The following is a 14,400-nucleotide window of genomic DNA, read 5'->3' as shown; positions in this document are numbered from 1 at the left end:
GTGGCTCGCCGGTGGCCATCGCCATGCCCAGCCCATCGCGGGAGCGGGAACAGCTCGACCTGTTCCGCGCCTTGCCGGGCGATGGCATGGTGCCGCGCGACAGCCAGGACTTGATGGCCTTTCCGTTTTTCTCGCTGGCGAAGTCGCGGCGCACGGCGCCGATCGACTTCCGCAGTGGGAACGTCACGATCCGCGTGGAAGGCACGCAGGAGCACGGCATCGCCACGATCTGGGATGCGGACATCCTGATCTGGGCGGCCAGCCAGATCGTGGAAGCGCGCGACGCGGGCCTGCGCCCGTCGCGTCTGATGCATGCCACGCCCTACGAAATCCTGCGCTTCATCGGGCGCGGGGTGTCACTGCGCGACTACCAGCGTTTGAAAGCCGCGCTCGACCGGCTGCAATCGACCACGGTGGCGACGTCCATCCGCGAGACGACCGGGCGGCGCCTGCATCGCTTCTCGTGGATCAACGAGTGGAAGGAGCTGGCCGACGCCTGCGGCACGCCGCTGGGCATCGAACTGATCCTGCCGGACTGGTTCTATGCCGGCGTGCTCGACGCCGCCCTGGTGCTGACCATCGACCCGGCGTACTTCCGGCTGACTGGCGGCATCGAACGGTGGCTGTACCGCCTAGTGCGCAAGCACGGCGGCAGGCAGCCACACGGCTGGCAGTTCGACTTCCGGCACCTGCACCGCAAGTCGGGCAGCACGGCGAAGCCCTACGACTTCGCCTGCGATCTGCGCGCGCTGGTCGCGCGGCAGTCGCTGCCCGGTTATGTGCTCGGTATCGAGCGGATGCCGGAGTCCGGCGTGGAACTGCTGACCTTCCGGCCCGTGCCACTCACGGCACGGGGATAACTCGGGGACAACGTGTGGACGGGCTCGTGCTATCAGGCGTGCCGGGACTCGTGCTATCAGGCGTGTCCCTATCGTGCTATCAGGCGTGCGAATTCGCCCGAAAGCCAATAACGGCGCGGGTTTCAGCGCCCTCTAACTTATCTAACTTAAAACCTCTAACTGGTAGTAGAAGCGCCGCGCCTCGGTGGACAACCGCCAGACGGCACCACGCGCAACCGCGAAAGCCCGGCTTTCCCACACGGAGGGCCGCGCCATGATCGTTGCGCTGCTTAACCAGAAAGGCGGCGTCGGCAAGACCACGCTCGCCACGCACGTCGCAGGTGAACTGGCGATGCGCGGGCAATCGGTCATCCTGCTCGATGCCGATCCGCAAGGCTCGGCACTGGACTGGACGCAGCGGCGCGCCCAGCAGGGCTTGCCGCGCCTGTTCAGCGCCGTGGGCCTGGCCCGCGAAACGCTGCATCAGGAAGCGCCGGAACTGGCGCGCCGTGCCGATCACGTCGTCATCGACGGGCCGCCTCGTATCGCCGCCTTGGTGCGCTCCGCGCTGCTGGCGGCCGAGCGCGTGCTGATCCCGGTGCAGCCCAGTCCCTATGACTTGTGGGCCTCTGCCGAGATGGTCGCGCTGATCCGCGAGGCGCAGGTATTCCGGCCAGCGTTGCGCGCGGCCTTTGTCATTAACCGGCGCGTCAGTACCACGATCATCGGTCGTGAAGCACGCGGCGCGCTGGCCGAACAGCCGATGCCGGCGCTGCGCTCGGAAGTGCATCAACGCATCGTGTTCGCCGACAGCGTGGCCGCTGGCCGGCTCGCCCGCGAGACAGCGCCCGATAGCGCCGCAGCGCGCGAGATCGCGGCGCTGACCGACGAGCTGCTGCGGTGGCCAGCATGACGACCGCGCGCGGCAAACGCATCGGCATCGGTGCGCGCCCGCCGGCCAACCCCCACGCCGAGGCGTGGGTTCGCCAGGGCGACGCCGAGACCTTGCACAAAGGCGACCTCTACACCGCACGCCTGACGCTCGACATCACGCCCGCGATGCGCGCCCGCATCAAGGTGGCGGCGTTCACGCAAGGCGTGACCGTCGCCGAACTGCTGCGCGCGCTGCTCGAACGTGAGTTTCCGGAGACGACTCCATGAACGCATCCATTTCGGCGGCCACGGCTGCGCTGCCATCACCATGCTCGACATGCGCCGGTCAGGACGCTAGCGCGTCACTGACTCGCGTATCCCTCGCCTACGTTGAGCAACGCATCGACCTCTATCTGCGCTTCGGCGAGCCGGCGCGCACCGTCCGGCTCGACCGCTGGCGGCGCGTCGCGGTGTTCCTGCCGGGCGCCGTGTTCTGCCGCATCCGCTGGCACGCCAACGACTACGGCACGGTGCGCTGGCAGCTCATGGTGATGCAGGCGTGCACGCCGCTGGAGGCGGCGCAGTGCATCACCGGCGTGCTGCCCGGCGCGCGCCTGTTGCTGCACGCCGAGGGCGAACCCGCCGTGCGCGCCGTGCTGCAGCAGATCGACGCCATCGAGGCGCTGGGCATCGCGCCGGCTGCCGTATCGCTCGCGTACTGGCGCACGCTCGCCAACCGGCTCGCCGCACGCCTGCCGTTGCCGGCGTACACCGCCGAGCGACATGCAGCCTGGCTCGCCGGGAGGGCGCTGTCATGACGAGCGTTTCCACTTCCGCCGCCTCGCCGTGTCCTCGCTCGCACTGGCGCGCTCGCCTCGTACTGGCGAGCCTGTCCGCCTGCGGCCTCGCTGCGCTGGCCTGGGCATCCTTTGTATCGCCACTGCCGCGTGTGATCTACAACCCGACCGACAGCGTGCCGGTCGGCTGGTATCGCATCGATCCGTTCGATTGGCTGGCCGATCCGCTGCGCAACCCCGTGCACGTGGACGGCATCGTGCTGGCCCACCTGCCGGCGCAGGCCGCGTTACTGGCTGCGCAGCGCGATTACCTGCCGTTGGGTATTCCGTTGCTCAAGCGAGTGGGCGCCATCGCGCCGCAGCAGGTGTGCGTCGTCGGCCGCAGCGTGCGCATCGACGGCGTGCCGGTAGCCGCCACGCTGCCCGCCGATCATCTGGGCCGGCCGCTGCCTGCTTGGCAGCAGTGCCGGCGGCTGCGGCCGGGCGAGCTGTTCCTGTTGAGCACCGTCAATCCGGCGTCGTTCGACAGCCGGTATTTCGGGCCGGTGGCTGCCTCCGCCGTGATTGGCGTGGCGCATCCGCTCTGGCTGGAGGCACGCCCATGATGGCCGCCGACTCGCTGCATATCGTTGTGCATTCTGTCGTGCCATCAGGCGTGTCGTTTCGTTGCGCATCGCCGTGTCGTCGTGCTTGCCGTACAAGCGCATTCGCGCTGCACGTCGCGCAACCTTCGGCGTCGCTTTCCCACGTGCAGGCGTCTTGCCGCGAACGCGCCCGGCCTGCGGCCGTGGATGCGTTCGCCGGCGCGCTGGCTGCATGCAGTGCAGCGCCGCCGGGCCGCCGACGCCTGGAGCGACAGCGACAGGCAAAGGCGGAAGGCAAGATAAAAGGTCGCGGCACATCGCCGCTTGAAAACCCTGTCTGCACGTGGGGGCGGCGCGGCACGCGCCAAGGGCTAGCAGCGTGCCGTGAAGGTGCGCAATGTCGCGCCGGCATTGGCGAACGCGCGTGCTTCGCGCGCCGGACTGCGACGGCCTTGGATGGGGCCACGCCATGAGCCAGCGTGACGACGACCGTTTCCGCGTTCGACCTGGTGCGCCCAAGCAGCGCGGCGATGCCTTCGTCAACAAGGTGCTGCGGCAGACCAACAAGGCCGGCGCCAAGCTCGGCAAGGCGGCAGGTAAGGTCGGCCAGCGACCCGGTTCCCGACTGGGCCGTGGCCACGTCGCCGCACGCTTCGCGGGCCGAGGACTTGGCGCCAATGCCCGGCGCGTCACGATCAAGGTAAGGCTGGTCAATCTGGCGCAGACCGGGCCGCGCTCGACCGCCGCGCACCTGCGCTACATCGAGCGCGAAGGCGTCGATCGCCAGGGTGGGCCAGGGCACGCTTATGGGCCAATGAACGATGCTGCAGACCTCGAAGCGTTCAAGGAGCGCAGCACCGACGACCGGCATCAGTTCCGCTTCATCGTCTCGCCGGAGGACGCCGAACAACTCGACGACATGCGCACCTACACCCGGCACCTGATGGCGCGCATGGAGGCCGACTTGGGCACCCGACTGGAATGGGTGGCCGTCGATCACTGGAACACTGACAACCCGCACACGCACGTCGTCCTTCGTGGCAAGGACGACACCGGCAAAGACCTCATCATCTCCCGCGACTACATCGCCGAGGGAATACGTCGGCGGGCGGCAGAGCTGGCGACCGAGTGGCTGGGGCCGCGCACCGAGCTGGAGATCAAGCGCACCATGCTGCGCGAGGTCGATCAAGAGCGGTGGACGGGATTGGATCGCGTCCTGCAGCGCGAGGCCGGCGACGATGGCTTGGTGCGAACCGAACGCTTTGCCGAACCCAAACTGCAACGCCAGCGGCAGATGCTGATCGGCCGCCTGCAACGCTTACAGCGCATGGGTTTGGCGAACGAGCAGCAACCGCATGTGTGGGCCGTTCAAGCCGAAGCCGAACCGACCCTGCGCGCAATGGGCGAGCGTGGCGACATCATCCGTACCATGCAGCGCGCCATGAGCGACCGACAGCGCGAGCTGTCCGTGTTCGAGCCAAGCAAAGAGGGCCGCCCCCTTATTGGTCGCGTGATCGGCAAGGGGCTGGTCGACGAGCTGTACGACAAGGGCTACCTGATCGTCGATGGCACCGACGGCAAGGCGCATTACATTGCGCTGCCGCCACGGGTGGAACTGGAGCAGTACCCGACCGGCGCTGTAGTGGAAGTGAAAAGCTCGGCTGACGCGCGCACTGCTGACCGCAACGTCGCCGCTCTGGTGGTCGATGGCATCTACCGCACCGACCACCATTTTGCCGTCGCCAAAGGCCAGGCCACGCCCGACCGCGACCCGGGCGAGGTGGTCGCCACGCACGTGCGCCGACTCGAAGCCCTGCGTCGCGCCGGCATCGTGGAACGCACCGCCGAAGGCGTTTGGCGCGTCCCCGACGATCTGGTCGAACGCGGCCGCCGGTACGACGCGCAACGCATGGGCGGCGGTGTAGCAGTGGAGCTGAAATCGCACATGCCGATCGAACGGCAGACCCGTGTGATTGGCGCCACCTGGCTCGACCAGCAGTTGATCGGCCGCGGTACGGGGCTCGGCGACCTTGGGTTCAGTGGCGAGATCAAGGAAGCGTTACGGGATCGCGCCGACTTCCTGGTCGAGCAGGGGCTAGCCGAGCAGCGAGGGAAACGGATGATCCTCGCGCGCAATCTGCTGGCAACGCTGCGCGGGCGTGAATTGGAGAAAGCCGCGCGGGATATTGCCGCCGAGACTGGGCTGGAGCATCGACCTACTACCGATGGGCAACGCGTGGTGGGCATTTACCGGCGCAGCGTCATGCTCGCCAGCGGTCGCTATGCTGTGCTGGATGACGGCATGGGCTTTTCGCTGCTGCCGTGGAAGCCGGTCATCGAACAACGGCTGGGGCAGCAGCTAGCTGCGACGGTGCACGGCACCGGGGTGTCGTGGCAGGTCAGCCGACAACTCGGACGCTGAGCCGGATGGCTCACTTGAAATAAGTTGATCGAATTCGACCGCAAGAAGCGGAGATTCATATAGAGCACTCCTCGGTAGATTTCGGCGAGGACACCCGTTCTTGCGTTGGTGCCTGGCAATTCTTTCTATGCGTCCTAGTGACGGCAAGGGGAACAAGTTGCGGGGCCTTGTGCTTGAGGTAGAGGGTATGGAATTACGCCATTTACGATGTTTTATGGCTGTCGCCGAAGAGTTGCATTTCGCGCGTGCGGCCGAGCGATTGCATATCGAGCAACCGCCGATGTCGCGCGCCATCAAGGAACTGGAAGAAGAACTGGGTGTGCTGCTATTTGTACGTACCTCACGCAACACCCGGCTGACCCGCGCAGGACGCATGTTCATGCAGCATGTATCGCGCGTCCTAACTGCCCTGCAGCAGGCCCGCGATAGCGTCAAGGCAGCGGCCAACGGTTTCCAGGGCCAGTTGCGCATTGCCTTGTCCGACGGCATCACGCCGTCGCGCTTTTCCGCCCTGTTGGCGCGATGCCGCCAGGACGAACCGGACATCGAAATCCGTCTGTCTGAAGTGCGTCTGTCGCAGCAGATCAAGGGACTGCTGGACGATACCTACGACCTGGGGTTCGCACGCGCGGATGAGGTTGGCGATGGCATCATCGCGGAGCCAGCCTGGAGCGATCCGCTGATGGTGGCGGTTCCCGATCGTCATCCGCTGCTGTCGTACAAACGTATCCCGCTGGAGGAAGTGCTGCGCTATCCGCTGGTGCTTGGCGATCCCCATGCGTGCGAAGGCTACGTGCGGCAGATTGATCGCCTGCTCCGACATGCCGACAGAGAGCCTTTGGTCGCCGAGCGCGTGGCCACCATCAATCTGATGATGGCGATGGTGGCAGCGGGCTGCGCCTTGGGCTTGGTAGGCGCTTCGCAGCTCAAAGCAAGCCGCGAATGCGGGGTGATCGCGCGTCCACTGGCCGGGCTTTCCCCCAAGCTGACGACCTATCTACTGCGTCCCGATAACGAACCAACGGAAATCCTGGCGCGCTTCATCGAGTGTGTCCATGCGGTCGAAGCGCTCGGTAGCGATCATCCCAATGTTCCGGAGGAGGCCGAGTCATGAAGAAGATCCTGCTGCTGATGCTTGTCGTGATGCTGACCGCCTGCGGCAAATCCGAGCCGGTTGAGACGGTGAATTCACTCGTAGCTAATCCCGCGCGGTTGAAGGAGTTGCGCGAGCAGTGCAAAACGGATCGCGCGAAGCTGGGAGATGAACTCTGCAACCGCGTGGCCGAGGCGACGAACCGGCAATTCTTCGGCAGCGGCAAAGCCCCTTACACCCCGCCGAAGGACTCACCGAAGTTCTGATCGTCCATTCTGCATCACAAATTTCCCGTTTTCCGCTTATCACGCCGTAACGCGCTACCGCTTGCGGCGTTTTTCATGCATTCGACCCTGCGCGAATCCATACTTTTTCCTCAATATTCCTTTCGATAAAGGTCTTTGACCGGCCCTTGACCTGACTCCGATCCTCCCGTCTTCGGCACGTGTGTGTGCCGCGATTCGCACAGGAGAAAGCGGAGGGCGATATGCAGAGTCAAGGTGTGCTGTTCGGGCAGATTGCCGTCGTTTTCGGCATCGTGATCGCCGGCGTGTGGAGTGCCACACAATGGACAGCCGCCGCTCTGGGCTATCAGCTACGCCTTGGCCCGCCCTGGTTCGACTTCTTCAATACGCCGGTCTATCACCCTTGGCGTCTCTTCGAGTGGTGGTTTCTCTACGACGGCTATGCGCCCCACCTCTTCGACAAGGGCGGCGCCATCGCTGGCGGCAGTGGCCTGGTGGCGGTATTGGTCGCCATCGCCATGTCGGTCTGGCGCTCGCGCCAATCGAAGCACGTCACGACCTACGGTTCGGCGCGCTGGGCCAACGCCGCCGACATTCGCAAGGCCGGCCTCGACCAACCGGCCGGCGTGTTTCTCGGTCTGCATGCGCGACAGTACCTGCGCCATGAAGGCCCGGAACACGTCCTCACTTTTGCGCCCACGCGCTCCGGCAAGGGCGTGGGCCTGGTCATTCCGACGCTCCTGAGCTGGCCCGCATCCGCAGTCATCCACGACATCAAGGGCGAGAACTGGAGCATCACCGCGGGCTGGCGCTCGCGCTTCTCGCACTGCCTGCTGTTCAACCCGACCGATGCGAAGTCGGCCGCGTATAACCCGCTGGTGGAAGTGCGGCGTGGCGCGCATGAAGTGCGCGACGTGCAGAACATCGCCGACATCCTGGTCGATCCCGAAGGCGCGTTGGAGCGGCGCAACCACTGGGAGAAGACATCGCACGCGCTGCTGGTCGGCGCCATCCTGCACGTGCTCTACGCGGGCGAGGACAAGACGCTGCGCGGCGTCGCCAATTTCCTCTCCGATCCCGCGTGCCCGTTCGAGCTGACACTGCACTGGATGATGACGACGCGGCACCTGGGCGATGCCCCGCATTCCGTCGTTGCCTCCGCTGCGCGAGAAGTGCTCAACAAGAGCGACAACGAACGCTCGGGCGTGCTGTCCACGGCCATGTCGTTTCTCGGTCTGTACCGTGATCCCACGGTGGCCGAAGTCACCTCGCGCTGCGACTGGCGCATCGCGGATCTCATTTCCGCCGATCACCCGGTTTCGCTGTACCTCGTCGTGCCACCGTCCGACATCAGCCGCACCAAGCCGCTGGTACGCCTGATCCTCAACCAGATCGGCCGGCGCCTGACCGAATCGCTCGACGGCAGCGACGGCATCGCGCGCCGTCACAAGCTGCTCCTGATGCTCGATGAGTTCCCGGCTCTCGGCCGGCTCGATTTTTTCGAGACGGCGCTCGCGTTCATGGCCGGCTACGGCATCCGCAGCTTCCTCATTGCGCAGTCGCTCAACCAGATCGACAAAGCCTACGGCCAGAACCACTCGATCCTCGACAACTGCCATGTGCGTGTGACGTTCGCCACCAACGACGAACGCACCGCCAAGCGCATTTCCGAAACGCTGGGCACCGCGACCGAACTGCGCGCGCAGCGCAACTACGCCGGTCATCGGCTTTCCCCCTGGCTCGGGCACCTCATGGTGTCGCGCCAGGAAACGGCACGCCCACTGCTCACGCCCGGCGAAGTGATGCAGCTTCCGCCCGACGAAGCCGTGGTGATGGTGTCCAGCGTGGCGCCGATCAAGGCGAAGAAGCTGCGCTACTACACCGACGCCAACTTCAAGCGGCGCGTGCTGCCGCCGCCCGCGCTTGCAGCCGGCCCCTACGCCGATGCGCCACCGCTACGCCCCGACGACTGGAGCGCGCTGGCGATTCCCGCCGTACCGGCCGCGCCCGCTACCGAAGCCACCGAGGATTTCGCAGGCAGCGCCGATGACGGCGGCCCGCGCCGGCAACCGGAGCTATCTGAAGTCGCCGAATACCACCCGGAACCGACGCCGACCGCCAACGACCTGGCGCTGCTCGATGACGACGACCTGCCGCTGCCGCTTCCTCGCCAGCTCGACCCGGCCTTGCAACGCACGGCCCGGCTGGCCTCCCTCGATCCCGACGACGGACTCCAGCTATGAGCCAGTACCGACTCAATCTGTTCATTGCCCCCGAACACGCCAGACGGCTCGACGAACTGGCCGCGAAGAAAGGCGTGTCGAAGTCGTCCATCGTCGCGGCGGCGCTGGCGTCGTGGCTCTCGCCCGACGCGGGCGACCAGCGCGAGGCCGCCATCGCCAAACGGCTGGATCGGCTCTCGCGCCAGTTCGAGAAGCTGGAGCGCGACCAGAACATCGAGATCGAGACGCTGGCGCTGTTCGTCCGCTACTTCCTGACGGTCAGCGTGCCGGTCCCCGAAGCCCATCAGGACGCGGCCCGCGCGCAGGGAAAGGCGCGTTTCGAGCAGTTCGTCGAACAGCTCGGCCGCCACCTCATGCGCGGTCGCAGCCTGGTGCGTGACGTGGTGGAGGAATTGAATCCCGATGCCGCGGCGCTCGACGACGCGGCATCGCTGACTGGAGAGCACGCCTCATGAGCGCGCTACCGCAGTCTTTCGCCACCACCTCGCTCGACCGGCGCATCCGCATGCTACGCACGGCGATGGGGCCGCTGATCGCCGCCGCTCTCGAAGACCCGGACGTGGTGGAAATCATGCTCAACCCGGATCACACGCTCTGGGTCGATCGTCTGTCTTCAGGCCGCGCGCCGCTCGGCGCGGAACTGTCCGAGGAGGATGGCGAACGCATCATCCGCCTCGTCGCGGCGCACGTCGGCGCGGAAGTGCATCGCGGTCAACCACTCTTGACCGCCGAGCTGCCGGAAACCGGCGAGCGGTTTGAAGGCATCTTGCCACCGGCAGCTCCCGGCCCGGCCTTCGCGCTGCGAAAACGCGCCGTCGGCGTCATCCCGCTGGGGCGCTACGTCGCCGACGGCATGATGACCGCCACGCAGGCCGAGTTCCTGCGCAGCGCGGTACGCGAGCGGCAGAACATCCTGATCGCCGGTGGTACCAGTACCGGCAAGACGACGCTCGCTAATGCGCTGCTCGCCGAAATCGCGGCCACCGGCGACCGCGTGCTGGTGCTCGAAGACACCGTGGAACTGCAATGCGCCGCGCGTGACCACGTGCCGCTGCGCACGCGCGCGGGCGTCGTGACCATGACCGAGCTGGTGCGCGCCACGATGCGCCTGCGCCCCGACCGCGTGATCGTCGGCGAGGTCCGCGGCGGCGAAGCGCTCGATCTCATCAAGGTGTGGGGCACCGGCCATCCGGGCGGCATCGCCACGATCCACGCCGGCTCCGCCGTGGGCGCGTTGCTGCGCCTGGAGCAACTGATTCTCGAAGTCGCCGTGAATCCGCCGCGCGCACTGATCGCCGAGGCGGTCAATGTCGTGATCCACATCGCTGGTCGCGGCCGTCGGCGCCGTATCGAAAGCATCGCTCGCGTCGTCGGCTTCGACGGCATCGGCTACCGCCTCGCGGATGCGCTCTCGCCAGCATCCGCCATCGCTTCCCCGTCCCCCGAACCTCCTGGAGAACTGCCATGACGCAGAGTGCTACTGCTTTCCGTTTTTCCGTAAATCCGGTTCCGTGCCTGTTGCGTCTGCGGCGCTTGGCCGCTCCGGCGCGTCACGGCCTGCTGTCGGCCGCCGCGATGCTGCTGATGGCCGGCACCGCGAAGGCGAGCGGTTCCAACATGCCGTGGGAATCGCCGCTGCAATCCATTCTGGAGTCCATCCAGGGACCGGTCGCGCGCATCGTCGCCGTCATCATCATCATCGCCACGGGGCTGGCGCTCGCGTTCGGCGACACGTCGGGCGGCTTTCGCAAGCTGATCCAGATCGTCTTTGGTCTGTCCATCGCGTTCGCCGCGTCCTCGTTCTTCCTGTCGTTCTTCAGCTTCTCGGGCGGGGCCGTCGTATGAACATGGCTAACACGCTACCGGGCTTCGAGGTGCCGCTGCACCGCTCGCTGACCGAGCCGATTCTGCTGGGAGGCGCGCCGCGCACCGTGGCGATCGCCAACGGCACGCTGGCCGCCGCCGTGGGCCTGGGTATGCAGCTCTGGCTGCCCGGCCTCGCGCTCTGGATCGTCGGTCATTCGCTGGCGGTGTGGGGCGCACGCGTCGATCCGCAGTTTATGCAGGTGTTCGCCAAGCACCTGCGGCACAAGCCGCTCCTGGACGTGTGAGGGACGGCCCATGCTGAACCTTGCCGAATATCGCCAGCGTCCGGCGCTGCTCGCCGACTGGCTTCCGTGGGCGGGCCTCGTCGCGCCCGGCGTCGTGCTCAACAAGGACGGCAGTTTCCAGCGCACGGCGCGCTTTCGCGGGCCAGACCTGGACAGCGCCACGCAAGGCGAGCTGATCGCCACGTCCGCGCGCCTGAACAACGCGCTGCGTAGGCTCGGCGCGGGCTGGGCGTTCTTCATCGAGGCCGAACGCCGACCCGCCGCGCACTATCCGCCATCGGATTTCCCCGAGCCGCTGTCGTGGCTTGTGGACGAGGAACGGCGCGCGACCTTCGAGGAATCGGGCAATCACTTCGAGAGCGGCTATCACGTCACGTTCGCCTACCTGCCGCCCGAGGAATCCCGCGCCCGCGCGGCGAAGCTGCTCTACGAGAACACCGCGACGCGAGGCGTGGACTGGCGCGAACGGCTCGCCGCCTTCGTCGCCGAAACCGACCGGGTGTTCGACCTGCTCGACGGTGTGATGCCGGAAATCGCCTGGCTCGACGACAGCGACACGCTCACGTACCTGCACGCCACCATCTCGACGCGGCGCTATCGCGTCGGTATGCCCGAGGTGCCGTTCCATCTCGACGCGCTGCTCGCCGACTCGCCGCTCATCGGTGGTCTCGCGCCGATGCTGGGCGACCAGCATCTTCGCGTCGTCACAGTTCGGGGCTTTCCGACCTCGACCTGGCCGGGGATTCTGGACGACCTCAACCGGCTGGGCTTTGCCTATCGCTGGAGCACACGCTTTCTCTGCATGGACAAGGCCGAGGCCGAGAAGGAACTCGGCCGCCTGCGCCGGCAGTGGTTCGCCAAGCGCAAGAACGTCATCGCACTGCTGCGTGAAACCATCTTCCAGCAGGAGTCGCCGCTGGTCGATACGGACGCGAGCAACAAGGCGACCGATGCGGATGCTGCGATGCAGGAGTTGGGCAGCGATCAGGTGGCCTATGGCTACGTCACGGCCACTGTGACGGTGTTCGATGCCAATGCGGACGTGGCCGACGAAAAGCTGCGCCAGGTGGAACGCGCCATCCAGGGCCGGGGCTTCGTCACCATCCCCGAAACGCTCAATGCCGTGGAGGCGTGGCTGTCGTCGGTGCCGGGCAACGCCTATGCGAACGTGCGCCTGCCGATCATCTCGACGCTGAACCTCGCGCACCTGATGCCGGTGTCGGCGGTGTGGGCGGGGCCGGAGAAGAACGCGCACCTGGACGGGCCGCCGCTGATCGTTACCCGTACCGAGGGCGCGACGCCGTTCCGGCTTGTGACGCACATCGGCGACGTGGGCCATACCCTCGTCGTCGGGCCGACCGGCATGGGCAAGTCGGTGCTGCTCGCCACCCTGGCGATGCAGTTCCGTCGCTATCCCGGTTCGCGCATCTTCGCGTTTGACATGGGCCGCTCGATGCGGGCGACGGCGCTGGGCTTGGGCGGCGAATACTACGACCTCGGCGCCGATGGCGCGATTGCGTTCCAGCCACTCGCGCGCATCGATCAGGACAGCTATCGCACCTGGGCTGCCGAATGGGTCGAAGGTCGTCTGGCGCATGAAGGCGTCGCTATCGGCCCGGACGAGAAGGTGGCCATCTGGTCGGCGCTCGGCAGTCTCGCCGGCGCGCCGGTCGAACAGCGCACGCTTACCGGCTTGGCGGTGCTGCTGCAATCGAACGCGCTGCGCCAGGCGCTCGCACCCTACGTGTTGGGCGGCGCGCACGGCAAGCTGCTCGATGCCGATCACGACCGGCTCGGTACGGCCGACGTGCAGTGCTTCGAGATGGAAGAACTGATGCACAGCAAGGCAGCGGTGCTGGCCGTGCTGGGGTATCTCTTCGCGCGTTTTGACGAGCGTTTCGATGGCGCGCCGACGCTGCTTATCCTCGACGAGTCCTGGCTGTTCCTCGATGCCCCGGTGTTCGCCGCGCGCATCCGGCAGTGGCTCAAGACACTGCGCAAGAAGAACGTCAGCGTCATCTTCGCCACGCAATCGCTCGCCGACATCAAGGATTCGAGCATCGCGCCCGCGATCATCGAGAGCTGCGCCAGCCGCATCTTCCTGCCCAACCCGCAGGCCACCGAACCGCAGATTCGCACGATCTACGAAGGCTTCGGCTTGAACAGCCGACAGATCGAGATCGTCGCCACCGCGCAACCGAAGCGCGACTACTACTACCAGTCCCGCGCCGGCAACCGCCTGTTCGACCTTGACCTGGGGCCGGTCACGCTCGCTTTCGCGGGCGCGTCCACACCGCAAGACCAGCGCGACATCGACCGCGTGCTGGCGCGAGCCGGCACACCCGGTTTCGCAGGCGCGTGGCTACGCCATCGCAGCCTCGATTGGGCGGCCGACCTGCTGCCATCCGCGCCTTCGGCTCCGTCCTTCCTCGCTTCCCCGCCACTGGAGACCTCGCCATGAAGATTCGTCTTCTCGCTCTCGCTGTTGCTGCGCTCGTCGGCGTCATGCCTGCTGCGCAGGCGCAATGGGCCGTCATCGACGCGACCAACCTCGTGCAGAACACGATGACTGCCGCGCGCACGCTGGAACAGATCAACAACCAGATCCGGCAACTCCAGAACCAGGCGCAGTCGCTGATGAATCAGGCGCGCAACCTGGCGAGCCTGCCGTTCAACGTGGTCGGCCAGTTGCGCTCGAACCTGGCGAATACCCAGCAGCTCATCACGCAGGCACAGGGACTGGCGTTCCAGGTGCAGAACATGAACCAGCAGTTCGCGCAGTTGTACCCGCAGCAATACGCCGCGACCGTCAGCGGCAACCAGATGTACCAGGATGCGCACCAGCGCTGGCAGAACACGCTCAATGGTTTGCAGACCGCGATGCAGATGCAGGCGCAGGTGTCGCAGAACATCAACGTTGACGCGGGCACCATGTCCGACCTCGTGGGCCAAAGCCAGTCGGCCACCGGCGCCTTGCAGGCCATGCAGGCGACCAACCAGCTTCTGGCCCTGCAGGCGAAGCAGACCAGCGAGTCGCAACAGCTCCAGCTCACGCAGGGTCGCGCGGCGGCGCTGGAATTGGCACGGCAAGCCGCCGCGGTCGAACAGGGTCGCGTCATCACGCAGCGCTTCCTCGGCACCGGCACGCCGTACACGCCGCAGACCGTGAACTTCTACGGCAACTGAGGGAGGC

15 protein-coding genes are annotated in these 14,400 nt (G+C 66.4%); all 15 read left to right on the top strand.

Annotated elements, in window-relative coordinates:
* Positions 1–23 precede the first annotated feature (23 nt).
* The 15 genes from AWB83_RS21980 to trbJ all read left to right on the top strand — a co-directional run bounded on the left by AWB83_RS21980 (position 24) and on the right by trbJ (position 14,393).
* On the top strand, positions 24–860 hold the full coding sequence (locus AWB83_RS21980) for a replication initiator protein A (RefSeq protein WP_374729129.1): 837 nt from the start codon (positions 24–26) through the stop codon (positions 858–860).
* 253 nt (positions 861–1,113) lie between these two features.
* Positions 1,114–1,752: a ParA family partition ATPase gene (gene parA / locus AWB83_RS21970; RefSeq protein WP_087047734.1), complete on the top strand. Its 639-nt coding sequence runs from the start codon at positions 1,114–1,116 to the stop codon at positions 1,750–1,752.
* Complete coding sequence (locus AWB83_RS21965; RefSeq protein ID WP_096059383.1) at positions 1,749–2,000, top strand: chromosome partitioning protein ParB; 252 nt, start codon at positions 1,749–1,751, stop codon at positions 1,998–2,000. The genes parA and AWB83_RS21965 overlap by 4 nt, the downstream gene beginning before the upstream one ends.
* The gene (locus tag AWB83_RS21960; RefSeq protein ID WP_087047732.1) at positions 1,997–2,530 is read left to right on the top strand and encodes a DUF2840 domain-containing protein; all 534 of its coding nucleotides are present in this window, start codon (positions 1,997–1,999) and stop codon (positions 2,528–2,530) included. Before AWB83_RS21965 ends, AWB83_RS21960 begins: the two co-directional genes overlap by 4 nt.
* The gene (locus tag AWB83_RS21955; RefSeq protein ID WP_087047731.1) at positions 2,527–3,114 is read left to right on the top strand and encodes a S26 family signal peptidase; all 588 of its coding nucleotides are present in this window, start codon (positions 2,527–2,529) and stop codon (positions 3,112–3,114) included. The genes AWB83_RS21960 and AWB83_RS21955 overlap by 4 nt, the downstream gene beginning before the upstream one ends.
* Before the next feature lie 448 nt (positions 3,115–3,562).
* The gene (locus AWB83_RS21945; protein WP_087047729.1) at positions 3,563–5,515 is read left to right on the top strand and encodes a relaxase/mobilization nuclease and DUF3363 domain-containing protein; all 1,953 of its coding nucleotides are present in this window, start codon (positions 3,563–3,565) and stop codon (positions 5,513–5,515) included.
* 187 nt (positions 5,516–5,702) lie between these two features.
* Positions 5,703–6,629, top strand: coding sequence for a LysR family transcriptional regulator (locus tag AWB83_RS21940; protein ID WP_087047822.1), 927 nt, complete (start codon positions 5,703–5,705; stop codon positions 6,627–6,629).
* Positions 6,626–6,874, top strand: a complete 249-nt coding sequence (locus tag AWB83_RS21935; protein ID WP_087047728.1) for an EexN family lipoprotein — start codon at positions 6,626–6,628, stop codon at positions 6,872–6,874. Before AWB83_RS21940 ends, AWB83_RS21935 begins: the two co-directional genes overlap by 4 nt.
* A 221-nt stretch (positions 6,875–7,095) precedes the next feature.
* Positions 7,096–9,096 (top strand): conjugal transfer protein TraG, encoded by a 2,001-nt coding sequence (locus AWB83_RS21930; protein WP_087047727.1) that lies wholly within the window; start codon positions 7,096–7,098, stop codon positions 9,094–9,096.
* Positions 9,093–9,551 (top strand): ribbon-helix-helix protein, CopG family, encoded by a 459-nt coding sequence (locus AWB83_RS21925; protein WP_087047726.1) that lies wholly within the window; start codon positions 9,093–9,095, stop codon positions 9,549–9,551. Before AWB83_RS21930 ends, AWB83_RS21925 begins: the two co-directional genes overlap by 4 nt.
* On the top strand, positions 9,548–10,564 hold the full coding sequence (gene trbB, locus AWB83_RS21920) for a P-type conjugative transfer ATPase TrbB (RefSeq protein ID WP_087047725.1): 1,017 nt from the start codon (positions 9,548–9,550) through the stop codon (positions 10,562–10,564). Before AWB83_RS21925 ends, trbB begins: the two co-directional genes overlap by 4 nt.
* The gene (locus tag AWB83_RS21915; RefSeq protein WP_087047724.1) at positions 10,561–10,941 is read left to right on the top strand and encodes a TrbC/VirB2 family type IV secretion system protein; all 381 of its coding nucleotides are present in this window, start codon (positions 10,561–10,563) and stop codon (positions 10,939–10,941) included. Before trbB ends, AWB83_RS21915 begins: the two co-directional genes overlap by 4 nt.
* Positions 10,938–11,207: a VirB3 family type IV secretion system protein gene (locus tag AWB83_RS21910; protein WP_087047723.1), complete on the top strand. Its 270-nt coding sequence runs from the start codon at positions 10,938–10,940 to the stop codon at positions 11,205–11,207. The genes AWB83_RS21915 and AWB83_RS21910 overlap by 4 nt, the downstream gene beginning before the upstream one ends.
* A gap of 10 nt (positions 11,208–11,217) precedes the next feature.
* Positions 11,218–13,668 (top strand): conjugal transfer protein TrbE, encoded by a 2,451-nt coding sequence (gene trbE, locus AWB83_RS21905; RefSeq protein ID WP_087047722.1) that lies wholly within the window; start codon positions 11,218–11,220, stop codon positions 13,666–13,668.
* Complete coding sequence (trbJ, locus tag AWB83_RS21900; protein ID WP_087047721.1) at positions 13,665–14,393, top strand: P-type conjugative transfer protein TrbJ; 729 nt, start codon at positions 13,665–13,667, stop codon at positions 14,391–14,393. The genes trbE and trbJ overlap by 4 nt, the downstream gene beginning before the upstream one ends.
* The last annotated feature ends 7 nt before the right edge of the window (positions 14,394–14,400 follow it).

It is taken from the genome of Caballeronia ptereochthonis, from assembly GCF_001545075.1.
GTDB lineage: Bacteria > Pseudomonadota > Gammaproteobacteria > Burkholderiales > Burkholderiaceae > Caballeronia > Caballeronia ptereochthonis.
Note: the sequence above shows the minus strand (reverse complement) of the source record. Positions and strands in the feature narration are given on the sequence as shown.

Coding starts and splice junctions, on each gene's coding strand:
- parA (WP_087047734.1), top strand. CDS start 1,114: ATGATCGTTGCGCTGCTTAACCAGAAAGGCGGCGTCGGCAAGACCACG.
- trbB (WP_087047725.1), top strand. CDS start 9,548: ATGAGCGCGCTACCGCAGTCTTTCGCCACCACCTCGCTCGACCGGCGC.
- AWB83_RS21940 (WP_087047822.1), top strand. CDS start 5,703: ATGGAATTACGCCATTTACGATGTTTTATGGCTGTCGCCGAAGAGTTG.
- AWB83_RS21930 (WP_087047727.1), top strand. CDS start 7,096: ATGCAGAGTCAAGGTGTGCTGTTCGGGCAGATTGCCGTCGTTTTCGGC.
- AWB83_RS21945 (WP_087047729.1), top strand. CDS start 3,563: ATGAGCCAGCGTGACGACGACCGTTTCCGCGTTCGACCTGGTGCGCCC.
- trbJ (WP_087047721.1), top strand. CDS start 13,665: ATGAAGATTCGTCTTCTCGCTCTCGCTGTTGCTGCGCTCGTCGGCGTC.
- AWB83_RS21925 (WP_087047726.1), top strand. CDS start 9,093: ATGAGCCAGTACCGACTCAATCTGTTCATTGCCCCCGAACACGCCAGA.
- AWB83_RS21915 (WP_087047724.1), top strand. CDS start 10,561: ATGACGCAGAGTGCTACTGCTTTCCGTTTTTCCGTAAATCCGGTTCCG.
- AWB83_RS21980 (WP_374729129.1), top strand. CDS start 24: ATGCCCAGCCCATCGCGGGAGCGGGAACAGCTCGACCTGTTCCGCGCC.
- AWB83_RS21960 (WP_087047732.1), top strand. CDS start 1,997: ATGAACGCATCCATTTCGGCGGCCACGGCTGCGCTGCCATCACCATGC.
- AWB83_RS21965 (WP_096059383.1), top strand. CDS start 1,749: ATGACGACCGCGCGCGGCAAACGCATCGGCATCGGTGCGCGCCCGCCG.
- AWB83_RS21910 (WP_087047723.1), top strand. CDS start 10,938: ATGAACATGGCTAACACGCTACCGGGCTTCGAGGTGCCGCTGCACCGC.
- trbE (WP_087047722.1), top strand. CDS start 11,218: ATGCTGAACCTTGCCGAATATCGCCAGCGTCCGGCGCTGCTCGCCGAC.
- AWB83_RS21955 (WP_087047731.1), top strand. CDS start 2,527: ATGACGAGCGTTTCCACTTCCGCCGCCTCGCCGTGTCCTCGCTCGCAC.
- AWB83_RS21935 (WP_087047728.1), top strand. CDS start 6,626: ATGAAGAAGATCCTGCTGCTGATGCTTGTCGTGATGCTGACCGCCTGC.